The organism is Streptomyces sp., from assembly GCF_035645055.1.
Classification (GTDB): Bacteria; Actinomycetota; Actinomycetes; order Streptomycetales; family Streptomycetaceae; genus Streptomyces.
The window spans coordinates 70,266-94,999 of record NZ_DASQNH010000072.1 but is presented as its reverse complement, the minus strand read 5'-3'; the positions used below and the strand labels follow the sequence as shown (position 1 = coordinate 94,999).

At 74.5% G+C, this 24,734-nt stretch carries 18 protein-coding genes and 2 pseudogenes; 10 read left to right on the top strand and 10 right to left on the bottom strand.

Annotation, left to right across the window (positions count from 1 at the left end):
• Window positions 1–56: 56 nt before the first annotated feature.
• The 4 genes from VE614_RS23795 to VE614_RS23780 all read right to left on the bottom strand — a co-directional run bounded on the left by VE614_RS23795 (window position 57) and on the right by VE614_RS23780 (window position 8,040).
• Window positions 57–4,694, bottom strand: a complete 4,638-nt coding sequence (locus VE614_RS23795; RefSeq protein WP_324940742.1) for a hypothetical protein — start codon at window positions 4,692–4,694, stop codon at window positions 57–59.
• Between the two features lie 68 nt (window positions 4,695–4,762).
• Window positions 4,763–5,644, bottom strand: a complete 882-nt coding sequence (locus VE614_RS23790; protein ID WP_324940739.1) for a hypothetical protein — start codon at window positions 5,642–5,644, stop codon at window positions 4,763–4,765.
• Between the two features lie 28 nt (window positions 5,645–5,672).
• Entirely contained in the window at window positions 5,673–7,199 is a 1,527-nt protein-coding gene (locus VE614_RS23785; RefSeq protein WP_324940736.1) for a hypothetical protein, read from the bottom strand.
• A gap of 130 nt (window positions 7,200–7,329) precedes the next feature.
• The gene (locus VE614_RS23780; RefSeq protein WP_324940733.1) at window positions 7,330–8,040 is read right to left on the bottom strand and encodes a GntR family transcriptional regulator; all 711 of its coding nucleotides are present in this window, start codon (window positions 8,038–8,040) and stop codon (window positions 7,330–7,332) included.
• Between the two features lie 129 nt (window positions 8,041–8,169).
• On the opposite strand from VE614_RS23780, the gene VE614_RS23775 reads away from it, so the two are divergent.
• Genes VE614_RS23775 through VE614_RS23755 form a run of 5 tightly spaced genes read left to right on the top strand, consistent with a single transcriptional unit; the run spans window position 8,170 to window position 12,580 of the window.
• Window positions 8,170–9,471: an MFS transporter gene (locus VE614_RS23775; RefSeq protein ID WP_324940730.1), complete on the top strand. Its 1,302-nt coding sequence runs from the start codon at window positions 8,170–8,172 to the stop codon at window positions 9,469–9,471.
• Complete coding sequence (locus tag VE614_RS23770; RefSeq protein WP_324940727.1) at window positions 9,468–10,310, top strand: putative hydro-lyase; 843 nt, start codon at window positions 9,468–9,470, stop codon at window positions 10,308–10,310. The genes VE614_RS23775 and VE614_RS23770 overlap by 4 nt, the downstream gene beginning before the upstream one ends.
• A gap of 22 nt (window positions 10,311–10,332) precedes the next feature.
• Window positions 10,333–11,091 carry a 5-oxoprolinase subunit PxpA gene (locus VE614_RS23765; protein WP_324940725.1) on the top strand — a complete coding sequence of 253 codons (759 nt, stop codon included), beginning with the start codon at window positions 10,333–10,335 and terminating at the stop codon, window positions 11,089–11,091.
• Complete coding sequence (gene pxpB, locus VE614_RS23760) at window positions 11,088–11,714, top strand: 5-oxoprolinase subunit PxpB (RefSeq protein ID WP_324940722.1); 627 nt, start codon at window positions 11,088–11,090, stop codon at window positions 11,712–11,714. Before VE614_RS23765 ends, pxpB begins: the two co-directional genes overlap by 4 nt.
• Window positions 11,711–12,580: a biotin-dependent carboxyltransferase family protein gene (locus tag VE614_RS23755; RefSeq protein WP_324940720.1), complete on the top strand. Its 870-nt coding sequence runs from the start codon at window positions 11,711–11,713 to the stop codon at window positions 12,578–12,580. Before pxpB ends, VE614_RS23755 begins: the two co-directional genes overlap by 4 nt.
• A 77-nt stretch (window positions 12,581–12,657) precedes the next feature.
• Here the strand turns inward: VE614_RS23755 and VE614_RS23750 are convergent.
• The 5 genes and pseudogenes from VE614_RS23750 to VE614_RS23730 all read right to left on the bottom strand — a co-directional run.
• Window positions 12,658–12,828: pseudogene (locus tag VE614_RS23750) on the bottom strand (SGNH/GDSL hydrolase family protein); the annotation flags it as partial.
• Between the two features lie 224 nt (window positions 12,829–13,052).
• Window positions 13,053–14,225: pseudogene (locus tag VE614_RS23745) on the bottom strand (glycosyltransferase); the annotation flags it as partial.
• Window positions 14,222–15,349 (bottom strand): glycosyltransferase family 1 protein, encoded by a 1,128-nt coding sequence (locus VE614_RS23740; RefSeq protein WP_324940714.1) that lies wholly within the window; start codon window positions 15,347–15,349, stop codon window positions 14,222–14,224. The gene VE614_RS23740 and the pseudogene VE614_RS23745, both read right to left, overlap by 4 nt.
• Window positions 15,350–15,714: 365 nt before the next feature.
• Entirely contained in the window at window positions 15,715–17,133 is a 1,419-nt protein-coding gene (locus tag VE614_RS23735) for a HEAT repeat domain-containing protein (RefSeq protein ID WP_324940711.1), read from the bottom strand.
• Window positions 17,134–17,457: 324 nt separating this feature from the next.
• A complete protein-coding gene (locus tag VE614_RS23730) occupies window positions 17,458–17,850 on the bottom strand; it encodes an ankyrin repeat domain-containing protein (protein WP_324940708.1) in 393 nt (130 codons plus the stop codon).
• A gap of 261 nt (window positions 17,851–18,111) precedes the next feature.
• Here VE614_RS23730 and VE614_RS23725 point away from each other — a divergent pair, with 261 nt between their 5' ends.
• A complete protein-coding gene (locus tag VE614_RS23725; protein WP_015661880.1) occupies window positions 18,112–18,306 on the top strand; it encodes a hypothetical protein in 195 nt (64 codons plus the stop codon).
• Between the two features lie 37 nt (window positions 18,307–18,343).
• On the top strand, window positions 18,344–19,960 hold the full coding sequence (locus VE614_RS23720; RefSeq protein ID WP_324940703.1) for a hypothetical protein: 1,617 nt from the start codon (window positions 18,344–18,346) through the stop codon (window positions 19,958–19,960).
• Between the two features lie 80 nt (window positions 19,961–20,040).
• Here VE614_RS23720 and VE614_RS23715 read toward each other — a convergent pair whose 3' ends face one another.
• Window positions 20,041–21,546: a PLP-dependent aminotransferase family protein gene (locus tag VE614_RS23715; RefSeq protein ID WP_324940700.1), complete on the bottom strand. Its 1,506-nt coding sequence runs from the start codon at window positions 21,544–21,546 to the stop codon at window positions 20,041–20,043.
• 64 nt (window positions 21,547–21,610) lie between these two features.
• Between VE614_RS23715 and VE614_RS23710 the strand changes: the two genes are divergently transcribed.
• From VE614_RS23710 to VE614_RS23700, 3 genes are read left to right on the top strand one after another with little or no spacing between them, the layout of a single operon-like run.
• On the top strand, window positions 21,611–22,297 hold the full coding sequence (locus tag VE614_RS23710) for a hypothetical protein (RefSeq protein ID WP_324940697.1): 687 nt from the start codon (window positions 21,611–21,613) through the stop codon (window positions 22,295–22,297).
• A complete protein-coding gene (locus VE614_RS23705; protein WP_324940694.1) occupies window positions 22,294–23,061 on the top strand; it encodes a glycerophosphodiester phosphodiesterase in 768 nt (255 codons plus the stop codon). Before VE614_RS23710 ends, VE614_RS23705 begins: the two co-directional genes overlap by 4 nt.
• A 56-nt stretch (window positions 23,062–23,117) precedes the next feature.
• A complete protein-coding gene (locus VE614_RS23700) occupies window positions 23,118–24,470 on the top strand; it encodes an MFS transporter (RefSeq protein WP_324940692.1) in 1,353 nt (450 codons plus the stop codon).
• Window positions 24,471–24,734: the final 264 nt, after the last annotated feature.

Genomic DNA, 24,734 nt, shown 5'->3' with positions numbered 1-24,734 from the left:
CTGTTGTTGTGGGGCGACTGCGGACCGGTAGGACCGGTCGCGCAGCCCCCGCGCCCCTAGGGACTCACCGGCGCCGGACGTTTGTACATCCTGGTCGCCGTGATCTCGCTGTGGCCTGCCTCCCCCGCCTGCGGCGGCTTCGGCAGGCCCGGACGAAGGTGCTCCTCCACGCTGATGTACTTCAGCCCGGCCCGCAGATCCGCGTCGTTGCGCAGCCGGATGACCAGCGGGAACTCGGCGAGTGCCGTGGTGTCGAACAGGCCCGTCGTGTACAGCAGCTGCACGCCCAGCGCGTCGGAGACGGCCCGCTGGAGTTCCAGCAGGTAGGTCGCGTTGGCGCGGCCGATCGGGTTGTCGAGGAAGAGCGTGCCCGCGTGGCGGTGCTTGTCGCTGCGGCCCCGGTCGTTGGAGCGCAGGGCGGCCATCGTGCAGTACAGGGCGATGGCCGCGGTGAGCAGCTGACCGCCGGAGAACACGTCGCCCATCTGCCCGACGGGCACGCGCTCGGCGCGCAGCACCGCGTCGGGCTTGAGGATCTCGACGGCGACACCCTTCGGCTGGAGCGCCGCGGCGACTCCGCGCAACAGCAGGGACATGCCGTCGCGGCGCATGTCGGAGTTCTTCTTGACCGCCGCTCGGGTGGCCTCGTCGATCACCTCGCCGAGGCGTTCGGTGAGGGTGGCCTGGTCGGGTTCCTCGAAGCGGATCCGCAGGAACTCCTGCCCGGACCACTCACCGAGCCCTTCCGGCAGCCGGGACAGCCGCTGCGCGGAGCGCAGGGTGGCCAGGGCGGATTCGACCAGTCCGCGCAGCCGGTCCACGATCGAGTCCCGGTTGCGCTCCAGCTGGGCCAGCTCGTCGGTCAGGACGCGGAGGCGGGGCGCGAAGGCGTCGGCCCAGCGCTGGGCGTGCTCGGGCAGGGCGGACGCGGGCAGCTCGCGGATCTGCTGCCGCGCGGGAGTGCGCACCTGCTCGTACCGGGTGGAGTTGGCGTGCCGGACGAGGACGTCGCTCGCCTCGCGGACGGCGGCCTCGGCGGCGGACAGGTCGGCGGCGCAGCCGCGCAGCGACCGGCGGGCCTCGGCGGCGGACTGCCGGGCCTCCTCCAGGCTGCCCGGATACGGCTCCGGCTGCTCCGGCTCCTCCTCCGCGTGCTCGCGCAACAGGTCGCGCAGGAGCGCGGCGATCTCGTCGAAGCCGCCGGCCGCGTCCTCGGCGGCCCGGTGGGCGGCCAGCAGCCCGGCGTGCGCCTCGCGGGCCTGAGCCAGTGCCTCGGTGCGGGAGGCGAGTTCGGCGGTGGCGGTACGCAGCAGCGCCTGGGCGTGCTCGGCGTCGCGCGGGACCAGTTCCCCGGGCAGCTCGGTGTGCGCCTCGCCGTCCTCGGGGGCGTGCCGTTCGGCTTCGCCGCGCAGCCGGCCCAGCTGCTCGCTGGCGCTGGAGATGCGGGTCTCCAGGAGCTGCACCAGCTCCTCCGCGCGGGCGGCGGCGGCCTGCCGGGACGGTCCGTCGGAGCCGTCGGGCGACTGCAGGAGCTGTGCGGCACGGGTGCGGACCTTGTTGCTCAGCCGGTCCAGCTCGGCGCGGGCCGCGCTCTCGTCGCTCTCCGCGCGGGCCTGCTCGGCGCGCAGGTCGGCGCCGACGCCGACCTTCTCGTACAGCTGGGAGGCGGCGCGGTAGGCCTCGCGCAGGGCGGGCAGCGACACCTTCGGCGCGTCGGTGCCGCCCTCGGGTACGTCGTCGGGTGCGCCCGCGATCTCGGAGCGTTCGGCGCGCAGGGCGCGGGCGGTGCGGCGGGCGTCGTCGGCGGCGCGCTGGGCGGCACGGCGGTCCTCGTCGGCGGCACGGGCGCGCTCCAGGCAGGCCTGGGCGCGGGCCTCGGACTCGGCGGCCTCGTCGGCGAGTTCGCGCAGCTTGACCTGCCAGCCGGCCCGCTCGCGCAGCCGGAAGGCGAGGCCGGCGAGGGCGTCGGCGGCGCGCCGGGCCTTCTGCGCGGCCTCCTGCTTCTCGTCACGGACCTGGGCGGCCTCGGCGGCGGCTTCCTCGGCCTCCGCGCGGGCGGTGCGCGCCTCGGCCAGCTCGGCCTCGGACTCCTCGGCGAACGCGCGGGCCTCCTGGGCGGCCTGGGCGAGTTCGGCGAGCCGTCCGGCGGGGCAGGCGGTGCGCCAGGAGGCGAGCCGGGCGGCCAGCTCGCGGTCCTTGCCGAGCCGGGCGGCGAGGGCGCGGATCTCCGCGTCGCGCTCGGTGGCCCGGGCGCGCAGCGCCTGCCGCTCCTCGTCGGCGGCGTGCTCGTCGTGCATGGCCGGGTTCGGCGGGACGAGGAAGACGCCGCTGTCGGCGGAGTCGGCGGCCGGGGTGGGGGCGAGCAGGGCGGCGGCGGTGCCGACGGCCACGGCGGACCGGGGCAGCAGCGCGGCGTCGCTCAGCGCCTCGCGGGCGCGGGCGTGCGAGTCGGGGTCGGTGATGATCACGCCATCGACCAGCTCGGGCCGGGCGGCGAGCACGCGCGTGTGGTCGGCGGGGTCGACCGCTTGGGCGAGATAGCGCCAGCCGGGCAGCGCGGGGATGCCGTGCTCGCCCAGGAACTCCACGGTGGCCAGCACGTCCGGGCCGGGCGGCAGCAGGCCGCCGTCGCCGAGCGCGCCGAGGATGCGGGCGTCGTCGGCGGCGGCGGTGCGCAGCTCGAACAGCTGACGTTCGGCGGAGGACACGGCGTCGTCGAGGAGTTCGCGCAGCTCGTCGGCGAAGCGGTCCAGCTCCTCGCCGGTGAGGGTGCCCTCGGGCGGGGCGGTTTTCTCCTCGGGAGAGCCCGAGCGCGGCCCCGGCACCAGAGCGCGGGCCCCGGCGGAGGCGCCGGGCAGGCTCAGCAGTTCCGCGAGCCGTTCCTCGGCGGCCAGTGCCTCGGCGGTGCGCCGCTCGCCCTCGTACGACCGCTCCGCCGCGAGGGCGGCGTCGGCCGCGCGGGCGGCGGTCAGCTCCGCGCGGGACTCGGCGGAGGCCGCCTCGCGCGCCTGCTCGCCGGCCCGGCGGGCGGCCTCGCGGGCGGCGTCCCAGGCGGCGACGGCGGTCTTCTCGGCGTCGCTGGCGGCGAGCGCGGCGCGCGCGGGGTCGGCGTCGGGGGCGCTGTCGTCGAGCCAGCCCGCGCGGACCGCCTCGGCGGTCTCCTGCTCGACCTCGGTGAGCCGCTGGCGCAGATGTCCGGCCTCGCTGCGGGCGCGCTGGGCCTCGGTGGCGGCGGCGGTGGAGTCACCGTACGCGCAGTCGCTGACCTCCTGGAGGGCGGCGGAGCGCTCCTCCTCCTCGTTGGCCAGGTTCTCGGCGCTCTCGGCGGCGGTGTGCAGGGCCCGGACGAGGTCGACGGCGGCCTTGGTGCGGGCGGCGAGCGCGGGGGCGGCGTCCCGCTCGGCCTCCTGGATGGCGGCGGCCACGCGGGCGACCCGGTCGGCGGCGGCGCGGTGGCGCAGCACGGCCTCGGCGGCCTGCCAGGCGGCGTGCAGGGTGCGCGCGTCGGCGAGTTCCCGCTTCTGCGCGGCGGCGGCCTTCTCGGCGGCGGCGAGCGCCAGGGAGGCGTGCCGGTAGGCGAGTTCGGCGGTGATCAGGGCGCTTCGCTCGCGGGCGCTCTCGGCGTGGGTGACGGCATAGGCGGCGGCCGTGACCCGCTGCGCGAGGTCGGCGGCCCGCACCCGCTCCTGGGCGCCGCGCGCGGACAGCCGCCGGGCCAGGGTGCGGGTGCGCCGCTCGGCCCCGGTGTGCACGTCCCGGGCGCGGGAGCGGGCCTCGGCGGCCTCGACGATCCGGCCGAGCAGGTCCACCGATCCGGCGGTGAAGTCCCGTTCGGCGATCAGCTCGGCACGCCGGCCCAGCTTGTTGCCGAAGCCGCTGACGAGGTCGGCGAGCCCGTCGGTGTCGCGGGTGTCGGTGACGGCGCGCAGCAGCAGGTCGGTGAAGTCGGAGTCCTTCTTCACCGCGAACAGGCCGGCGGCCTCGCCCTCGTCGGCGTTCATCTCCCGCTGGTAGCGGAAGAGTTCGGGGTCGAGGCCGAGTTCGCCGAGGTGTTCGGTCCAGCGCTCGTGGATCTCCTCCCAGTGCACCTCCAGGTGCGGGTACGCCTTGCCCGCCTCGGTGAGGGCGTCGCGGAAGCCCTTCATGGTGCGGCGGCGGCCCTGGGCGGCGGACTGGCCCTCGACGGGCGGCCGTACGGCGTTGGCCTCGGCGACCGGCAGGTTGTCCAGGGTCAGGCCGGGGCCGGGCCGGAAGGAGTACCAGGCCTCGGCGAACTTGCGCGGGTCGTTGGAGACCTGCCGCCCGCGCCATTCGCTGACCTTGCCGACGACCACGCACTCGCCGGTCTGCACGTGCTGCCACTCCAGGGCGACGTGGCCGCAGTCGTCGGCGAGCAGGAACTTGCGCAGCACGCCGGAGCTGGCGCCACCGAGGGTGTTGCGGTGGCCCGGCAGCATCACCGAGAAGATCAGCTTGAGCAGGACGGACTTGCCGCCGCCGTTCTCCAGGAACAGCACACCGGCGGGCGCGGGCCGCCGGGGCGGTCCGACGGGCTCCTCCTCGAAGAACTCCGCCTGGGTGGGCGCGGGGTCGGGCACGGGCTCGCCCACACCGCGCAGGTCAAGCACGGTGTCGGCGTAGCGCGCACCGGCGGGTCCGATGGAGTAGAGGCGGACCCGGGACAGCTCGTACATGGCGGACTCTCGTCAGACTTCGTCAGATCGGGGAGGAACGGGAGGTTCGTCGGGGTGCGGCAGGCGGTCTACGCGGAGTGGAACGGCAGTCCCGCGTCTGCCACCAGGTCCAGGGCGTCGGTCTCCTCGGCGGGCATCAGGGTCGGCGTGCCGTCGGTGACCGGGACGACGCCCAGCTCCAGCAGCTCGGCCATGGCGGCGCTGCCCGCCATGTCGCGGACCTGGAGCTGGTAGCGGGCGGTGGTGCGGTAGGTGCCGCCGTTGTCGTCGCCGGTGCGCTGGAGGAAGCCGGACTCGGTGAGGAACGTGACGGCCTTGGCGACGATGCCCGTGGTGGACGCGGCCGGGCGGCGGGCGTCCTTGGTGGCGCCGGTGGCGCTGCGTCTGGCCCAGATCCGCCAGGCGGCCTCCAGGCCGGGGGCGTCGGTCGCCGGGTCGGTGTTCTCGCCCTGCTCGGCGGCGCGCTCCTCCAGACGGCGGCAGGCCTGCCGGACGAAGGCGTCGACGCCGTTGACGGTGACGCGGCCGATGTAGCCGTCGTCGGCCAGGTCCTCGGGGCGCGGGAACGCCATCGCGGCGACGGCGAGGTGGGCCAGCCCGTGCAGGAAGCGGTCGCCGGAGTCCGCGGCCGTACGACGCGCGTAGTCGCCCATGCGGACGGCGAACACCGAGTCCTCGGCGGCCGTCACGGCCATCCCCGCGCGCGGGGACACCTCCAGGACGATGAGGCCGAGTCCGGCGGCGACGGCGTCCGCGAGGCGGGCGAAGGGCGGGTCCTCGCGGTAGCGGCGCAGCAGGTCGGCGTACTCCTGGTCGCGGGCGGGCAGCAGCTTGGGCTGGAGCCCGAAGGCGACGAGCCGCGCCGCGTCGGCGGCGTCGGCGGGGGTGACGGGGGCCTGCGCCGACGGGGCGGGTGCCTCCGGCTCGCTCCACTCGACGTGCTCGGTCACGGTCGGTGCTCCTCGCTGTGGTGCTCACTCATGCTGCTTCCGTCCTGTCCGCCGCCATCCCGGCCGCGTCCAGCAGGGCCGTCCCCACGATGAGGTCGGCGCCGCCGAACTCGGGATCGTCCAGCTCGGTGCCGTCGTCCGCGGCGAACAGGAGCTTCTCCTCGCCCTGCCGGTAGGCGGTGCCGACGGGCGGGCTGGCGGCGTGGACCGCCAGCAGCGCGACCAGGTACGGCAGCTCGGGGTCCTGACGGCGGGCGTCGGCGAGCAGGCCGGACAGGCGGCGCGGCGCGTCGGCCGGGAGGTCCAGCAGTTCCATGGCGGCGGCCAGCTGCTCCTCGCTGAACCGGCTGTCGTCCGGGGTGGCGATGAGGTCGGGTTCGGGCATCTCGGCGCCCAGGTGCTCCCGCTCGACCGGCGGGGTCAGCAGGATGTCCACCAGGTCACCGACCCGGACCGAGACCGGGGTGCGCAGACCGGTGCCCTTGGCGAACCAGGCGTCGGTGACGCGGATCGCCTGCTCCAGGGGCAGCGGCAGGATCGGGGCGACGAGATGGCCGTAGAGGTCTATCCCGGCGGTGGCGGCCGGGGTCGCGAAGGCCTGCCGGTCCTGTTCGGCGCGGAACAGCGGGCCGGCCTCCAGCAGGCGGGACTGGAGCTGGGTGTGGCGGCGGATGCAGTCCTTGACGATGTCGACCAGCTCGGCGGCGCGCCGCTTGTGCTCGGGGTCCTCGGACTCGTCGCGGGCCTTGCGGATGTTGGTGAGGATCGCGTTCTCGTGCCGGTACCGGTCGGCGACGTGGTCCAGTGCCTCGGCGATCATGTCCGGGACGGCGTTGAGCCAGTCCACCGCGCGGACGTTGCGGCGGGTGGCGTCCAGGGCCTTGCGCAGGGTCTCGGAGTACTGCACGGTCCGGTACCGGGCCTGCTCGGCGGCGAGCTGGGCGTCGGCGAGCCGGCCGCGGCTGATCAGCACCTCCAGCTTGACCTCGGCGGCGATCTGGGCGCTGGTGACATCGGTGTCCAGGGCGCCGACGAGGACGTTGACCGCCTCGTCGGTGGTGCGGAGGTAGACGGTGCCGCCGGGGCCGGGGACCTCTTCGATCAGCTTGAAGTCGTAGTCCCGGCGGACGTACGTGCCGTCGGGGGCGAAGGTGCCGTACACCGCGCGGAAGCCGCGGTCGACGCTGCCGACGTTGATCAGGTTCTCCAGGACCCAGCGGGCCACCCGCTCGTGCTCGGCGGCGGGCCGCCGGGGGGCCTGGGCGGCGATCCGGGGCACGAGCCGGGCGACGACCTGGTCGTGGTCGGCGCCGGTGTCGAAGTCCATGTTCAGGGTGATGAGGTCGATGGCGGCGAGGGCGATCTCCGCCATGCCGTACACCGAGTACTCACCGGCGAGATTCGCCTTGCGCGCGTCGAGGTCGTGCAGCGGCGCGGTGCAGGCGAGCGCGCGCAGCCGCCGCGCCAGTCCCTCGTCGGCGGCCGGGCCCATGGCGGGGCGCGGCCCCGCGCTGAGCTGGGGCGGAACGCTGTCCGTCGATGCAGGCGAAGTCACGGTGCACAGACTAGGTCCTCGGTCTGACAACGACCCAAACGGCACGGAACGGCTCCGCCGGGGCGGCAGGGAGATGCGGGTTTTTGTCGGGTGCGGCCGGCTGTGGCCGGTCGCGCAGTTGCCGCGCCCCTCAGGGGCGCTCGTCGGCGCCGGTCTCGCCGACGCGGCGTCGGTACACCTCCACCACCCGCTCCAGCGAGTCGTCGAGGTAACGGGCGAGAAGCCGCTCGGCCTTGACCCGGTCACCCGCCTGAAGAGCCTCAAGAATTCCGACATTTCGTTCGATATACGGCTCATGCAGTCGCCGTGGCTCGTCCACGACGTGGAACGCGAGGCGCAGTTCGGCGAAGACGCTGCGCATCAGCTCGTCGGTGCGTGCGCTCCCGGCCAGGGCGACCAGCTCCCGGTGGAAGTGGATATTGGCCGTGCCCACCGCATTCCAGCCACCTTCGCGCGCCGCCCGCCTGCCGCCCTCGACGGCCTCGGCGAGCGCGTCGACGGCGTACGGCGGCTCGCCCAGCCCCCGGACGACGGCGCACTCCACGAGCCGGCGGGTGCGGTAGATGTCCTCGACGTCCTCGACGGACAGCACCCGGACGAAGACCCCGCGGTTCAGCTCGTGGACGAGCAGCCGCTCGTGCGTGAGCAGCCGGAACGCCTCGCGCAGCGTGTTGCGGGAGATCCCGAGCGCGCCGCCGATGCTGTCCTCGGAGAGCCGCGTTCCGGGCGGGAAGTAGCCGTCGGCGATACGGCTCCTGAGGATGTCCGAGACCCGCTCGGCGGTGCTGGTGCGCCCGAGGAGCGCCCGGTCGTCGGCGAGGTCCGTCAACTGCTCTGCCATGCCCGGAATTCAAGCGCAGCCGGCAGAACGAAACAACAGAGGTATTGAAGGATCGTTGAACGATCCTCTACGTTGCTGTGCGTTGGCTCGCGTCTGAAGCACCCTCCGTCCTCCCCCTGTGAGGTGCCCATGAGCACGACCCCACCACCGAAGGCCCTGACCGGTGAGACACGCGGCGACGTGGACGAAACCCCCTCCGGAGAGGGGCCGTTGGGCTGGCTGCGCGCGCTCGGACCGCGCGGCCGGCGCGCCTTCGCCGGCGCGTTCGGCGGCTATGCCCTGGACTCGTACGACTACTTCACGCTGCCGCTGAGCATGGTCGCGCTCGCCGCGTACTTCGGCCTGGACAGTGGCCAGACCGGCCTGTTCACCACGGTCACGCTCGTCGTCTCGGCCGTCGGCGGCGCCCTCGCGGGCGTGCTGGCGGACCGGATCGGCCGGGTCAAGGCGCTGATGATCACGGTGATCACGTACGCCGTGTTCACGGTGGCCTGCGGCTTCGCGCCCACCTACGAGACGCTGCTCGTCTTCCGCGCCCTTCAGGGCCTCGGCTTCGGCGGCGAGTGGGCGGTGGGCGCCATCCTGGTCGCCGAGTACGCGAGCGCCAGGCACCGCGGGCGCACCCTCGGCGCCATCCAGAGCTCCTGGGCCGTCGGCTGGGCGCTGGCCGCGATCGTCTACACCCTGGTCTTCTCGTTCGTCGACGACGACCTGGCCTGGCGGGTGATGTTCTGGACCGGGGCGCTGCCCGCGCTGCTGGTGGTGTGGATGCGGCGCCGGGTGCAGGACGCGCCCCAGGCCGTCGCCGTACGCGAACGCCACCCCGCCAAGGGCTCCTTCGCCGCCATCTTCAAACCCGGCCTGCTGCGCACCACGGTCTTCGCGGTGCTGCTGTCCACCGGCGTCCAGGGCGGTTACTACACCCTCGCCACCTGGGTGCCGACGTATCTGAAGACGGAACGGGACCTCTCGGTCGTCGGCACCGGCGGCTATCTCACCTTCCTGATCTCCGGCGCCTTCCTCGGCTATCTGACGGGCGGTTACCTCACGGACCGGCTCGGCCGGCGGCGCAACATCTGGCTGTTCGCGCTGCTGTCGGCGATCTGCATCCTGGCGTACGCGAACATCCCCGGCGGCGCCAACTCCCTGCTGCTGGTCCTCGGCTTCCCGCTCGGGTTCTGCATGTCCGCGATCTTCAGCGGCTTCGGCTCCTTCCTGAGCGAGCTGTACCCGACGGCCGTGCGCGGCACCGGGCAGGGCTTCACGTACAACACCGGCCGCGCGGTGGGCGCGGTCTTCCCCACGACGGTCGGCTTTCTCGCCGACAGCTGGGGCGTGGGCGGCGCGCTGGTCTTCGGCGCGATCGGCTACGGCCTCGCCGCGCTCGCCCTCCTCGGGTTGCCCGAGACCCGCGGAAGGGAGCTGACGTGACCGGCCCGCGGCACCCCGCCCCCGCAGCCGGGGACCGCCCTCTGACGCTCGTCGACGAGCACGCGCACGCGTGGACGCCCGCGGTGGCCCGGGCCCGCTTCCGCGCGGGGCTCGCCGGCCCCACCGCCGGGGTCGCGGCGGGCCACACCCAGGTGAACCTGATCGCGGTGACCGCGGACTGGGCGTACGACATGCTGCTGTTCTGCCAGCGCAACCCCAAGCCCTGCCCGGTGCTCGACGTGACCGACGCGGGCTCCTGGACGACGGTGCTGGCGAACGGCGCGGACCTGCGCACCGATCTGCCGCGCTACCGGGTCTGGCGGGACGGCGAGCTGGTGGACGAGCCGACCGACGTGCTCGCCCACTGGCGCGACGACCTGGTGTCGTTCCTGATCGGGTGCAGCTTCACCTTCGAGTGGGCGCTGGCCGGGGCGGGCGTCCCGATCCGCCATCTCGAGCAGGGCCGCAACGTGCCGATGTACGTCACCAGCCGTCCGTGCCGGCCCGCGGGACGGCTGCGCGGTCCGATGGTGGTCTCCATGCGCCCGGTGCCGCCGGAGCATCTGGCGGCGGCGATCCGGGAGAGCAGTCTCCTCCCGGCCGTGCACGGCGGCCCCGTGCACTGCGGCGACCCGTCGGCGCTCGGCATCGACGACCTCGGCCGGCCGGACTTCGGCGACCCGGTGACGGCGGAGCCGGACGACATCCCGGTGTTCTGGGCCTGCGGCGTGACCCCGCAGGCCGCGGTGACGGCCTCCCGTCCGCCGTTCGCGATCACCCACGCGCCGGGCCAGATGTTCCTCACCGACGCCCGTGACGAGCAGTACCGCGTAGCCTGACAGAGCAGGACAAGAGGGGACCATGACCGCGATCGATCTGAACGCCGACCTCGGCGAGGGCTTCGGCCGCTGGCGGCTGACCGACGACGAACAGCTGCTGTCCGTCGTCACCAGCGCCAACGTGGCCTGCGGCTTCCACGCGGGGGACGCGGTCACCATGCGCCGGGTGTGCGAACTGGCGGCCGAGCGCGGGGTGACGATCGGCGCCCAGGTCTCCTACCGCGACCTCGCCGGGTTCGGGCGGCGCGCGATGGACGTGCCGCCCGCCGAGCTGACGGCCGAGGTGGCCTACCAGATCGGCGCCCTGGAGGTGTTCGCGCGGGCGGCGGGCTCCCGGGTCGCCTACGTCAAACCCCATGGCGCCCTGTACAACCGGGTGGTCCACGACGAGCGGCAGGCCCGCGCGGTGGTCGACGGGGTGCTGCTGGCGGACGCCACGCTGCCCGTGCTGGGACTGCCCCGCTCGCGGCTGCTGGAGCTGGCCGCCGAGGCGGGCCTCCCGGCGGTCACGGAGGCGTTCGCCGACCGCGCGTACACCGAGGAGGGCACGCTGGTGCCGCGCGGGGAGGAGGGCGCCGTGCTGACCGACCCGGAGGCCGTCGTGGAGCGGTCGGTGAGCCTCGCCCGGTCCGGCACGGTGACCGACCGGTCCGGCAACCCGATCGAGGTCCGCGCGCGGTCCCTGTGCCTGCACGGGGACACCCCAGGCGCCGTGGAGCTGGCCCGCCGGGTGCGCGGGCGGCTGGAGTCCGCGGGCGTGCGGGTGGAGGCCTTCGCATGAGGGTGCTGCCCGTCGGGGACACGGCGCTGCTCGTCGAGGTGGCGTCCGGCGAGGAGGCGCAGGCGCTCCACGCGGAGCTGCTGCGCCGCCGCGCGGAGGGCTCGCTGACGGCGCGGGAGATCGTGCCCGCCGCGCGGACCGTCCTCCTCGACGGCCTGGCCGAACCCGGCCGGGTCGCCGCCGACCTGACCGCCGCCGACGTACCGCCCGCGCCGCCGCTCCCCGAGACGGTCGTGCGCATCCCGGTGCGCTACGACGGCCCCGACCTGGGGGACGTCGCCGCGCACTGGGGCGTGTCCCCCGAGGAGGTCGCCCGCATCCACGCGGAGACCGAGTACCGGGTCGCCTTCTGCGGGTTCGCCCCCGGCTTCGGCTACCTCACCGGACTGCCGCCGCGCTACCACGTCCCGCGCCGCGCCACCCCGCGCACCGCGGTCCCGGCCGGGGCGGTGGCGCTGGCGGGGCCGTACACCGGCGTCTACCCGAGGTCGTCGCCCGGCGGCTGGCAGCTGATCGGCCGCACGGACGCGGTGCTGTGGGACCACGCGCGCGTCCCGGCCGCGCTGCTGGCGCCGGGCACGCGCGTGCGGTTCGTCCCGCGGGCGGAGGTGGGTGCGCCATGACCGACCGTGCGCTCGCCGTCGTCCGCGCCGGAGCGCTGACCACCGTCCAGGACCTCGGGCGCCCCGGCCACGCCCACCTGGGCGTGCCGCGCTCCGGGGCGCTGGACGCCCCCGCGGCGGCGCTGGTCAACCGCCTGGTCGGCAACCGGCCCGAGGCGGCGGTCCTGGAGACCACCCTCACGGGCTGCGCCGTACGCCCTCGGTCGGATGTCATCGTGGCCGTCGGCGGCGCGCCCTGCGCGGTGACGGTGGACGCCCGGCCGGCCCCCTGGGGCGCGCCGGTGCGGGTGCCCGCCGGGGCGCTCCTGGAGGTGGGACCCGCGCGCGCGGGCGTGCGGAGCTATCTCGGCGTCTCCGGGGGGATCGCCGTCGAGCCGGTGCTCGGCAGCCGTTCCACGGACCTGCTCTCGGGCCTGGGCCCGGTGCCGCTCACGGACGGCGCGGTACTGCCGCTGGGCACACCGGGCGAGCCCCACGCGCGCGTGGACGCCGCTCCCCAGCCCGCGCCACCCGCCGAACTGGTCCTGCGCGTGACGCCGGGCCCTCGGGACGGCTGGTTCACCGCGCGGTCCCTGCGCGACTTCACGTCCCGCGCCTACCGGGTGTCGGCGGCGAGCAACCGCATCGGACTGCGCACCGAGGGCCCCGCCCTGGAGCGGGCCCTGAGCGGCGAGCTGCCCAGCGAGGGCATGGTGCTCGGCGCGGTCCAGGTGCCGCCCGACGGCCGCCCGGTGGTCTTCCTGGCGGACCATCCGACCACCGGCGGCTACCCGGTGATCGCGGTCGTCCGCTCCGCCGACCTCCCGGCGGCCGCCCAGGCGGTCCCCGGCACACCGGTCCGTTTCGTGGCGGTACGCCGCCGCTGAAACGGGTCTCGGGCCGCTACGCCGCGTCCGTCCGCTCCCCCACCGACAGCAGGTCCGTGCACCGGCGGACCACCCAGCAGCACGTCCCGGGTCTGCGCCCCGCTCACCGCGAGACTGGTGAACCGGACGGACTGCGGGGCGCGCCCGGCGGCGAGCAGCGCGGCCCGGCCCCGCCATCCGTTCCCCACGGGATCGCCCACCCCTTCCGTGAGCGAGTCGCCCGGCGCGTCGAACCGGGGAGGTCTCATCCGACGCCCTCCCGCAGTGCGGAGCCGTTCGCGGCCTCCACACCGCCCGCGCCGGACGGAGCGCCGGAACGCGCCGGTGCCGTCGCCTCGGGCGGATCGACGGGAGGCACCCGTGCCGTCGCACCGACGGGATCAGCCGAACGCACCCGTACCGTCACGTCGGACGGAACGACGGAAGGCGGACCGGCGGAACGCGGACCGGCGGGAGGCGGACCGGCGGGAGGCGGACCGGCGGAACGCACCCGTATCGCCGCGTCGTGCGCCGCGAGGAACGCCTCCACCGCCGCGCCCCACCCGAAGCACTCCGCACGCGCGCGTGCCGCCTCGCGCCGCTCCCGCTCCGGCCGCTCCAGCAGCGCCTCCACCGCGTCCGCGAAGCCCTCCCCGGTGTCCTCCGCCGCCACGGCACCGGCGAAGCCGACGACCTCCGGCAGCGCGGACGACGCGCTCACCGCGACCGGCGTCCCGCAGGCCATCGCCTCCAGCGCGGCCAGCCCGAACGTCTCCGCGGGACCCGGCGCCAGGCAGACGTCGGCACTGGCCTGGAGCGCGCCGAGCAGCCCCCGGTCGGAGACGTGCCCGAGGAAGGTGACCGGCAGTTCGCGTGCGCGCGCCCGCTGTGCGAGCCGCCCGCGCAGCGGCCCGTCCCCCGCCACCACGAGCACCGCCCGCAGGCCCCGCCGGCGCAGCTCGGCGAGGGCCTCCAGCGCGGTGCCGGGCCGCTTCTCCACGGACAGCCGCGAGCACATCACCAGCAGCACCTCGTCCACGCGCGCGTGGAGACCGCGTACCGCCGGGTCGCGCAGCGTGGGACGGCGGTGCGTCAGGTCGACGCCCAGTGGAGCCCGTACGACATTGCGCGCCCCGACGCGCACGAACTCCCGCTCGGCGAACTCGGTGGTGCAGACGACTCCGGAGTAGCTGTGCGCGGTCCGCGTGTTCAGGGCGTCGGCGGCGCGCCGGACCACCGCTTCGGGCAGCCCCCAGGCGCGCAGTACGCCGTCGGCGGTCTCGTGGGAGACCATCACCGCGGGCACCCTCGCGCGCCGCGCCCACCGGCCGGTCCAGCGCAGCGTCGTACGGTCGGAGACCTCCAGGCGGTCGGGGGCCAAATCCTCCAGGAGCGCGGCGACGCGGCGCCTGTCGGAAAGGACGCGGTATCCGCCGGTGCCGGGCAGCGGCGGCCCGGGCAGGGTGATGACCCGGCCCTGTTCGGTGTCCTGGTCGGTGTGCCGGTCGCCGGGCACGATCAGGACGGGTTCGTGGCCGGCCGCCCGGAAGCCCTTGCCCAGCTCGCGCAGGGCGGTGCGCAGTCCGCCCGAGGCGGGGGCGACGAAGTTGGCCAGCCGGACGATCCTCAGCGGACCTTCGGGCCTCCGCGACGAGACCGCGCTCATGCCGCCAGCACCGCCTTCCGCGTGGCGAGCACATCCTCGTAGTGCTCGATGAGCCGGTCGCCGACGGCCGTCCAGGTGCGGCCCTCGACGGTGGCCCGCGCGGCGGCGCCGTAGGCGGCGCGCAGGCCGGGAGCGGCGGCCAGGGAGGCCACCGCGTCCCGTACCGCGTCCGGGTCGCCCGGCGGGACCAGCAGCCCGGTGCGGCCGTGGTCGACCAGGTCCAGCGGGCCGCCCGCGGCGGGCGCGACGACGGGCACCCCGCTGGCCATGGCCTCCTGCACGGTCTGGCAGAAGGTCTCGAAGGGGCCGGTGTGCGCGAAGACGTCGAGCGAGGCGAAGATCCGGGCGAGGTCGTCGCCGGTGCGGCGGCCGAGGAAGGCCGCGCCGGGCAGCGCCTCCGCCAGACCGGGCCGGCTGGGCCCGTCGCCTACGACCACCACCCGCACGCCCGGCAGCCCGCAGACCCCGGCGAGCAGGCCGACCCGCTTCTCGGGGGCGAGCCGTCCGACGTAGCCGACGATCAGTTCACCGTTCGGGGCGAGTTCGCGGCGCAGCGTCTCGTCCCGGTGATCTGGCCGGAAACGTACGGTGTCGACCCCGCGTGGCCACAGCCGCACCCGGGGCACGCCGTGCGCCTCCAGGTCGCGCAGGGAGGCGGTGGACGGCGCGAGGGTGCGGTCGGCGGCGGTGTGCACGGAGCGGATACGCCGCCAGGCCGCGGCCTCGCCGGCGCCCATGTAGGTGCGGGCGTAGCCGGCCAGGTCGGTCTGGTAGACGGCCACGGCGGGGATGCCGAGCCGGGCGGCGGCGGCCATGCCGCGGACGCCGAGCACGAAGGGGCCGGCCAGGTGGACGAGGTCCGCGCGGTGCTCGACGAGCGCCGCGGCGAGGCGCCGGCTGGGCAGGGCGACACGGACCTGCGGGTAGCCGGGGAGCGGAAGGGAGGGAACGTGGACGACGGGGCACGGCGTGAGGGCGTCGGGTCGCTGTCCGGGAGCCGGGGCCGGTGCGACGACGAGGGGGGCGTGACCGCGATCGACGAGGTGCCGGGCGGTCTGAAGCGCGCAGTGGGCCACGCCGTTCACATCGGGGGGAAAGGATTCGGTCACGATGACGACACGCATAGGGGTGTTGTCGCCGTCTGGGACGTGGCCGCGTCAACGTGGATCTTTCCGGTCGGGGAACGTCCCATGAGCGTTGGCTCCCGCACCCGGACAGGTCGGTCCACGGCCATGCCGGTCCGCCCGACGAGTCACCCGCCGTTCACGAAACGGACGGGCCGTGCACGAAAGGGACCAGCCGTTCACGGAACGGACAGGCCGTGCACGAAAGGGACCAGCCGTTCACGGAACGGACAGGCCGGTCCGAAGCGGGCGGGCCGTTCACCGGGCGCGCGGGCCCGCTGCTCGCGACGCCGGGCGAGCCGCCGGCCCCCGTCCCGGCCCATGCCCCACCAGTCCCGTCAGTCACGCCGGGCCCTCGCCGCAGTTCACACGGCGGAAGCGTCCGGACCGATCCGGCTGCGGACGGCCGTCTGGACCTCGGCCTCCTCGGCCGGGTCGGCGGCGAGCCGCCGCAGTTGCTCGACGACGCGGGTGTCGCCGGTCTCGGCGTGCCGGGCGGCGAGTTCGCGGGTGGTCTCCTCGCAGTCCCACAGGCACTCGACGGCGAATCCGGCGGGGAAGGAGGGGTCGGTGGCGGCGAGCGCGCGGGCGGCCCGGCCGCGGAGGTGGGAGGAGGCGGTCTCCCGGTAGACATGGCGCAGAACCGGTGCCGCGCAGGCGATGCCGAGCCGTCCGGCGCCGTCGACGAGGGTCCACAGGGTCGGCGCGTCGGGGCCTTCGCCCCGCACCGCCTCGCGCAGGGCGCCGAGGACCAGTTCGCTGTCCTGGGCTCCGCCCCGGCAGGCGAGCACCCGGCCGGCGGCGGCGCCCAGCGGATCGGGCCGCCGGGCCCAGCCGCGCGCCCGGTCGACGGCGGCGACGCTGCGCATCCGTTCGAAGGCGTCGAGTGCGGCCTCCACGACGGCCGGCGAGCCGGTGCCGACGGCGGCCTCGATCAGATCGAGGGCGTCGGGATCGTTGCCGTCGGCGAGGTAGCGCAGGGCGGTGCAGCGGGCGCCGTCGGAGCCGTCCTTGGCGGCCCGGACGATCTCGGGCCGGTCCTCGGGTCCCGCGACGGCGGTCAGGCAGCGGGCGGCGGGCACATGGAGGGCGGCGCCGCGGTCGAGACCCTGCTGGGCCCATTCGAACACCGCGCGTACGCTCCAGCCGGGGCGTGGCCCAGAGGGCCGCATCTGCCGCTGCCAGCGGTCGAAGCAGCCGGTCTCGTGGGCGGCACGCACGCGCGTGGCGATCCATGGGCGCGGGTCCTCGGCCCACAGCCGCCAGGGCCGGGGCTCGAAGGAGTCCCGTACGACGGCGGCCAGCTCGGCGTCGCCCTCGGCGCCGGCCGGGAACCGGGCCAGGACGTGAGCGGCGAGCCCGCGCAGCCCGGCGTCGTCGTCGCGCAGGGCGAGTTCGTCGAGGGCCCACGCCCAGTTGGTGCCGTGGGCGGCGTACCTGCGCAGCAGTTCGAGGGCGTCCCGCCTGCCGTAGGAGGCGAGATGGCCGAGGACGGCCAGGGCGAGCCCGGTGCGCGCCTCGTCGGAGTCGAGGATGTCCTCGGGGTCGAAGAGGTGCGCCTCGATGGCCTCCAGCTCGCCGTTCAGGTCGAGGTAGAGACGGGCGTAGTAAAGGGAGCGGTTCTCCACCTGCCAGTCGTGGCGGGGGTCGCGCAGCACACAGTGGTTCAGGGCCGTCAGGGCCTCGTCACGGGGTGCGGTGAGCGCGTGGAGCGTACCGTCGCCGCGGCCCCGCTGGAGCAGGCCGAGCAGCGTACCGCTGGGCGCTATGACCGGATCGAACATGGGAAACAGCCTCACATCAAGCGTCGACGCAACCGGGACACGCGCATTACCTGGCCGCGTGACACCACGTCGGGGCGCCCGCCGTCTCTTGCTTGCTGTAGACCATCTTCCTCTGCCTCTCGTCGGTGGCCCATGCGGACCGCATCACGGCCCGCGCGGTGCGGCAACACCTGCCCAGCCATCGCGTCCGTGAAGCATGACGTCATGATGACTCGGCGTCTCTCGATGCCGCGACCGAAATTTCCGGCGGCCCCGTACCGCCTCCCCCGTGGTCGTCTTCCTACCTGGTCAGAACGTGCGTTTTACCTGATCAGACGCGATGAATCAATCCGCGCCGAACAGCTTCAGCAGCTCGGCCTTGCCGAACATCCGAGCGGTGTCGACCGCTGACGGAGTCCCGGCGGAAGGGTCGGCTCCGCCGTCCAGCAACGCCTTGATGACGTCTTCCTCGCCCTTGAAGACCGCCCCGGCGAGCGGGGTCTGGCCTCGGTCGTTGACCCGGTCCGCCTCGGCGCCCCGGGCGAGCAGCGCCCGTACGGTCTGCGCGTGGCCGTGATAGGCGGCGAGCATCACCAGGGAGTCGCCGCGGTCATTGGTGAGGTTGGCCGGAACTCCCGCGTCGACATACGCCACGAGCGCCTCGGTCTGTCCCCGCCGGGCCAGATCGAAGATCTTCGTCGCCAGCTCCACGACCTCGGGGTCGGGGGCTTCACTCATCGGCCGGACCGCCTCTCACTGCAACCGTTCAGGTGAATCGCCAGGGTACTGGCTCGCGCGGCACATGACCCGATGTGCCGGAGGTAAAGATCACGACGCACCCGCCCGGGCGCAACCCCCGGCCCGGCACGGCCGAGGATGGCTCAGCCGATTGGGCGAAATCTACCGAATTTCACCCAGTTGCACCTTTTATCGTATGGATACATCCTGTGAGCCTGGAAGTACTCATGGTGACTGTCCCCACGAACCAGGAGAACTCAAATGATTCTGTCCATCTCAGGCGTGGTCCTGCTCGGCATCATCGTCTTCCTCTTCTTCAAGAAGGACGGACTCAAGGCATCACACGCCCTGGTGGCCGCGCTCTTCGGCTTCTACCTCGCGAGCACCGCCATCGCGCCGAGCATCAAGGCCGGCGGCGAGAGCCTCGCGAGCCTCCTCGGCGGCATCAAGTTCTGACGTCCGTCCCGCCCGTACGCACCTTCAGGAGACAGCAGTGGCCCGGCGCCCCCTCCCCCGCATCCTGAGCACAGGCAGCGCGCAGATCGCCCGGAGCCGGGAGCTGGCCCGGACGGCGGCCGACAGCGCCACCGACGTCCTCCACCCGCTGATCACGATCACGCGCGGACTGCGCCGGCTGGCGGCGGCCGGGCGGCGCAAGTGGGCCGACACCCCCACGGACAAGCACGGGCCACTGCTGTTCCTGGTGGCCTCGGTGGTCCTGGTCGTGGCACTGGTGCCGTACGGCCCGCTGCTCGCCGTCATCACGCTGATGGCGGCGGCAGCCTGGCAGGGCCGGGACCGCGCCCCGGCCGCGCCGGACGGGCCCGACGAGTCGCAGACGGAGCGGCTGAAGTCGCTCTACGAGGCCCTGGTCCCCTACTTCTCGACCGCCGAGGACCCCGAGCCGCTGTACGCCCACGGCGGCGCGTGGGACAAGGTCTTCCCCGAGTACGAGTTCGACGGCTCGGGCCGGGTCTCCCACCTGGCGGTCCGCTACCCGGCCTACTTCCCGGACGGCGAGCCCGAGGCGCGCTCCCGCGTGGAGCACCTGCTCTCCGCCAAGTCGGGCCGCGGCCGGGAGTACCACTTCGACTGGGACGAGGAGGGCAACCAGCTCACCGTCACCGTCCTCGCCCCGCTCCCCACCGACATCGCCGCCCAGCGCTTCGTCACCGCCCCGGGCGAGACGGTCCTCGGCTTCACCGACCCCTCCGAGGTCCAGCGCACGCTCCCCCTCACCCACGGCGAGGAGCGGCGCGACGTCCCGCCGGTCGTCTGGCGCACCGGGATCCGCTCGACCGAGCCGCATCTGCTGGCCGTCGGCCAGCCGGGCACCGGCACCTCCACCCTGCTGCGTTCCCTCGCGCTCCAGGTCCTGCGGTACGGCGACATCCTCATCGTCGAGGGCGGCGGAACCGGCGAGTACGCCTGCCTGACCGGCCGCGACGGCGTGCTGGCGGTCGAGTGTGATCTGGCCGGGGCACTGGCCGGGCTGGAGTGGGCGGCGGCCGAGACCGAGCGCCGGCTGATCGCCGTCAACCGCGCCCGGCAGGAGGGCAGCCCGCCGCCGGACGACACCAGGCGGCCCCTGTGGCTGCTGCTGGACCGGCCGACCGCGCTGGGGCACCTCGCGTCGGCCGACGGCACCAAGGACCCCGTCTCCCTGCTCCAGGTGCCGCTGCGGCACGGCCGCGCGGCGGGCGTCACCGTGGTCGTCGCCGAGCAGTTCGACACCCTGGACGCCCTCGGTGACGCCGTACGCCAGCACGCGCGCGCGCGTGTCGTGCTCGGCCCGGCCACCACCGAGCAGCTCCAGGCGGTCCTGGGCGCCCCGCCGCACACCACGCCGGCCGCCCATGTCCCCGCGGGCCGCGGCTACGCCCGCCTCGGCACGGGTCCGGTGCTGCGCCTCCAGGTCCCGGCGACGCCCGACCCGTACGACGACGCGACCAGCGACGCCCACCGGCAGGCCGTCCTCGACCTGCTGCCGCCGCGCAGCACACCGGTGGACGAGGAACCGGCGGAGCCGGCGGAACCGGAGTCCGAGGCACCGGCGGAGCCGGTCGCCGAGCCGCTGGCCGCGAAGGCGGTCGCGGCGGAGAGTTCCTGACCGAGCGCAGGCACCGCACCGGGACAACGAGGAGGGGGCCCCGCGCGGGGCCCCTCTCGTACGTCACGCGCGAAGCCCCCTCACGCCACGAACATCCGCCCCGCCTCCACGCCCACGGTCCCCCCGCTCTCCACCAGCCGCGCCGCCGCGGCCAGCCGCACCGCGGCCTCCTCCGCGACCGCGCCGCCCACCGTGAACGGCAGCCGCACATACCCCTCGAACGCCCCGTCGACGCCGAAGCGCGGCCCGGACGGCACCCGCACCCCGACCCGCTCCCCCGCCTCGGCGAGCCGCGACCCGGACAGCCCCCCGGCGCGCACCCACAGGGTCAGCCCGCCCTCGGGCACCTCGAACTCCCACTCCGGAAGTTCCCGCCGCACGGCGGCGACCAGCGCGTCCCGGTTCTCCCGGGCCTGCTCCCGGCGCAGCTCCACGGCCTGCGCCCAGCCGCCGGTACTGAACAGCCAGTGCACGGCCAGCTGCTCCAGCACCGGTGTGCCCAGGTCGGCGTAGGCGCGCGCGGCGACCAGGCTGCGGATGACGTCCGGTGCCGCGCGCACCCAGCCGATGCGCATACCGGCCCAGAACGCCTTGCTGGCCGACCCGACGGTGACCACCGTGGAACCGGCGGGGTCGAAGGCGCACACCGGCGGCGGCATCGTGCCCGCCCTGTCCTCGTCGAGCCACAGCTCGCTCATCGTCTCGTCGGCGACCAGCACGGTCCCGGCGGACCGGGCCGCCTCCACCAGCCGCCGCCGCTGGTCCTCGCCGACGAGCGCGCCGGTGGGGTTGTGGAAGTCGGCGACGACATAGGCGATGCGCGGCGCGGCGTCCCGCAGCACCTGGCGCCAGCGGTCCATGTCCCAGCCGGTCAGTCCCTCGGCCATGGCGACGGGCACCAGCCGGGCCCCGGCCTCGCGCATCAGCTGGAGGATGTTGGCGTACGACGGCGACTCGACGGCGATCCGCTCGCCGCGCCCCGCGAAGAGATGGCAGATCGCGTCGATGGCGCCCATCGCGCCGGTCGTGACCATGATCTGCTCGGGCATGGTGGGGATGCCCCGCGTGGTGTAGCGCTCGGCGATCATCGCGCGCAGGGCGGGCAGCCCGGCCGGATAGTCGCCGTGCGTGTGCGCGTACGGCGGCAGTTCCTCCAGGGCGCCCTGCACCGCGCGCGTGAGCCACGGTTCGGGTGCGGGCAGCGCCGCGCAGCCGAGGTCGATCATCGAGCCCAGCGCCTCCGGCGGCAGCGGTTCCAGGCCCCGCGCGGGCAGCGGGTTCCCGGCCGGGACGGCCGTCCAGCTGCCGGCGCCGCGCCGGGACTCCAGGAAGCCCTCGCTGCGCAGCGCCTCGTAGGCCGCCGCGACGGTCGTACGGCTCACGGACAGCGCGAGGGCCAGCTCGCGCTCGGCGGGCAGCCGGGCGGCCACCGGCACCCGCCCTTCCAGGACCAGCAGCCGGACGCCGTCGGCGAGCGCCCGGTAGGCGGGGGGACGGCGGCTGCCGGTGCCCGCCGGGCGGTCCTGCTGGGACTTGAGCAGCCGGGCGAGCTGCGCGGCCCCCACGGCTGAGGTCCACTGCGCCATGAGTACCAGTCCACCTTCCCTGAATTGGCCATGGATGACGTGTCACTCCACGCCACAGAGTGTCATGCGTCAGGCCACTACCACCAGGGGGCACGTCTTGTCCGCACAAGGGCATCTTCCGCGCCGGTTGATCCAGCTGTACGGCGGGCTCGCGCTGTACGGCGCCAGTTCCGCGCTCCTGGTGGAGGCGGGGCTCGGCCTGGAGCCGTGGAACGTGCTCCATCAGGGCCTGGCGGAGCGCACCGGGCTGACGATCGGCGTGGTGTCGATCATCGTGGGCGCGGCGGTGCTGCTGCTGTGGATCCCACTGCGGCAGCGTCCCGGCCTGGGCACGGTCTCGAACGTCTTCGTGGTCGGGGTCGCCATGGACGGCACGCTCGCGCTCGTCCCCGGGGCGGACACCCTCGCCGTCCGGATCCCCCTCCTGCTGGCCGGCGTCCTGCTGAACGGCCTCGCCACCGGCCTGTACATCGCCGCGCGGTTCGGGCCCGGGCCGCGCGACGGACTGATGACCGGACTGTACCGGCGCACCGGCCGCTCGATCCGGCTGATGCGGACGGCCGTCGAGGTGGCGGTCGTCGTCACCGGTTTCGCGCTGGGCGGCACCATCGGCGTCGGCACGCTGCTGTACGCGGTCTCGATCGGCCCGCTCGCCCAGCTCTTCCTGCGGGTGTTCGCCGTCCCGCAGGCATCCGACGGCAGCGCCGTGGTCGCCGCCGGGCAACCGCGGGGAGCGATACTGCGTCGGTGACCTCGCGCGTACGCCACCCCTATCTCGACCATCCCGGCCCCATCCCCTTCGCCCACCGGGGCGGGGCGGCCGACGGCCTGGAGAACACGGTGTTCCAGTTCCGGCGGGCGGTCGAGGCGGGCTACCGGTACATCGAGACCGATGTGCACACCACGCGGGACGGCCGGCTCGTGGCGTTCCACGACGCGACGCTGGACCGGGTGACCGACGGAGCGGGCCGGATCGCGGACCTGCCCTGGGCGGAGGTGCGCCGCGCGCGCGTGGGCGGCCGGGAACCGGTGCCGCTGTTCGAGGAGCTGCTGGAGACCTTCCCCGAGGTGCGCTGGAACGTCGACCTCAAGACGGAGTCGGCACTCCGCCCCTTCCTCGATCTGGTCGCCCGCACCGGCGCCTGGGACCGGGTCTGCGTCGGCTCCTTCTCCGAGGCGCGCGTGGTGCGCGCCCAGCGCCTGGCCGGAGAGCGCCTGGCGACGTCGTACGGCACCCGCGGGGTGCTGCATCTGCGGCTGCGCTCCTGGGGCGTCCCGGCGACGGTGCGCCGCACGGCCGTCGCCGCCCAGGTGCCCGAGTCCCGCTCCGGCATCCGGGTGGTGGACCGCCGCTTCGTCCGCGCGGCCCACGCGCGCGGGCTCCACGTGCACGTGTGGACGATCAACGAACCGGCCCGGATGCACCGGCTCCTGGACCTCGGAGTCGATGGCATCATGACCGATCACATCGACACACTGCGCAAGGTCATGGAGGACCGGGGCGTCTGGTCCTGACGCGACGGGCCCCGCCCCGGCCCGTGCGCATCATGCACGGGGAAGCGAGGGCACGGGTGGGCACCGACACCGTGCGGACCGGCGCGGAGGACGCGGACGGGTCCGCCGCGCGCCGGCGCGAACAGCGCGGCTGGTACGTCTACGACTGGGCGTGCTCCGTGTACTCGACGAGCGTGCTCACGGTCTTCCTGGGTCCCTATCTGACCTCGGTCGCCAAGTCGGCCGCGGACACCGACGGGTTCCTGCACCCCCTGGGCATTCCGGTGCGCGCGGGGTCCTTCTTCGCGTACGCGGTCTCCCTGTCGGTGATCGTGGCCATCGTGGCGATGCCCCTGGTGGGCGCCGCCGCCGACCGCACGGGCCGCAAGAAGCCCCTGCTGGCCGCCGCCGCGTATCTCGGCGCGGCGGCCACCGCGGGCATGTTCTTCCTCTCCGGCGACCGCTATCTGCTCGGCGGGGCGCTGCTGATCGTGGCGAACGCGGCCCAGTCGGTGGCGATGATGCTCTACAACTCCTATCTGCCGCAGATCGCGCCGCCCGAGGAGCGGGACGCCGTCTCCTCGCGCGGGTGGGCCTTCGGGTACGCGGCCGGAGCGCTGGTCCTCGTCGGCGATCTGGTGCTCTACCTGGCCCACGAGTCCTTCGGCCTGGCCGAGGGCGAGGCCGTGCGGATCTGCCTGGCCTCGGCCGGACTGTGGTGGGGCGCGTTCGCCGTGATCCCGCTGCGCCGGCTGCGCGACCGCCCGGCGGCGCGCCCGGCACCGGCGCTCAGTGGCCGCCGGCAGCTCGCGGCGACCCTGCGGGACATGCGCCGTCATCCGCTGACCCTGGCCTTCCTGCTGGCGTACCTGGTCTACAACGACGGCATCCAGACGGTGATCACCCAGGCCTCGGTCTACGGCTCCGAGGAGCTGGGGCTCGGCCAGTCGACGCTCATCGGGGCCGTGCTGCTGGTGCAGGTGCTGGCGGTGGCGGGCGCGCTGCTGCTGGGGCGGCTGGCCCGGCGGTACGGCGCCCAGCGGACGGTGCTCGGCTCGCTGGTGGCGTGGACCGTGATTCTCGCCACGGGGTACTTCCTGCCCGCCGGGGCGCCGGTGTGGTTCTTCGCGCTGGCCGCCGGGATCGGCCTGGTCCTCGGCGGCAGCCAGGCGCTCTCCCGCTCCCTGTTCTCGCACCTGGTCCCGCCCGGCAAGGAGGCCGAGTACTTCTCGGCGTACGAGCTGAGCGACCGCGGAATGAGCTGGCTGGGCCCGCTGGTGTTCGGCCTGACCTACCAGCTGACCGGGAGCTACCGGGACGCGATCATCTCGCTGGTGGCCTTCTTCGTGCTGGGATTCCTGCTGCTCGCGAGGGTGCCGCTGCGGCGGGCGATCGGCGACGCGGGCAACCCTGTTCCCGAAAGGATTTAGCACTCTGCGCGAAAGGGCTGTAGTGTACGCGTTTGGCCTGCCAGGCGTACCGTTACTGCGCGTCAAAGATGCCCAAACGCTGGGTGACATCTCCGAGCAGATGTGACAAAGCGGGCGCCTGTGGGTACTGCACTGGTTGACAAGGCTGCGGCTACGACGGCGACGCATGACCCGGAACGTGACGCGGAACGGGAATCTTTACCGCCGACCGGACGTTGACCGGATGACGACGACAGCGACACCTGTCCTGTGGGCGACAAGCCC

Excerpts from the sequence above, each read along its gene's own strand:
- VE614_RS23795 (WP_324940742.1), bottom strand. The coding sequence starts at position 4,694 with ATGTACGAGCTGTCCCGGGTCCGCCTCTACTCCATCGGACCCGCCGGT.
- VE614_RS23765 (WP_324940725.1), top strand. The coding sequence starts at position 10,333 with ATGACCGCGATCGATCTGAACGCCGACCTCGGCGAGGGCTTCGGCCGC.
- VE614_RS23775 (WP_324940730.1), top strand. The coding sequence starts at position 8,170 with ATGAGCACGACCCCACCACCGAAGGCCCTGACCGGTGAGACACGCGGC.
- VE614_RS23715 (WP_324940700.1), bottom strand. The coding sequence starts at position 21,546 with ATGGCGCAGTGGACCTCAGCCGTGGGGGCCGCGCAGCTCGCCCGGCTG.
- VE614_RS23710 (WP_324940697.1), top strand. The coding sequence starts at position 21,611 with ATGCGTCAGGCCACTACCACCAGGGGGCACGTCTTGTCCGCACAAGGG.
- VE614_RS23780 (WP_324940733.1), bottom strand. The coding sequence starts at position 8,040 with ATGGCAGAGCAGTTGACGGACCTCGCCGACGACCGGGCGCTCCTCGGG.
- VE614_RS23725 (WP_015661880.1), top strand. The coding sequence starts at position 18,112 with ATGATTCTGTCCATCTCAGGCGTGGTCCTGCTCGGCATCATCGTCTTC.
- VE614_RS23755 (WP_324940720.1), top strand. The coding sequence starts at position 11,711 with ATGACCGACCGTGCGCTCGCCGTCGTCCGCGCCGGAGCGCTGACCACC.
- VE614_RS23740 (WP_324940714.1), bottom strand. The coding sequence starts at position 15,349 with ATGCGTGTCGTCATCGTGACCGAATCCTTTCCCCCCGATGTGAACGGC.
- VE614_RS23730 (WP_324940708.1), bottom strand. The coding sequence starts at position 17,850 with ATGAGTGAAGCCCCCGACCCCGAGGTCGTGGAGCTGGCGACGAAGATC.
- pxpB (WP_324940722.1), top strand. The coding sequence starts at position 11,088 with ATGAGGGTGCTGCCCGTCGGGGACACGGCGCTGCTCGTCGAGGTGGCG.
- VE614_RS23735 (WP_324940711.1), bottom strand. The coding sequence starts at position 17,133 with ATGTTCGATCCGGTCATAGCGCCCAGCGGTACGCTGCTCGGCCTGCTC.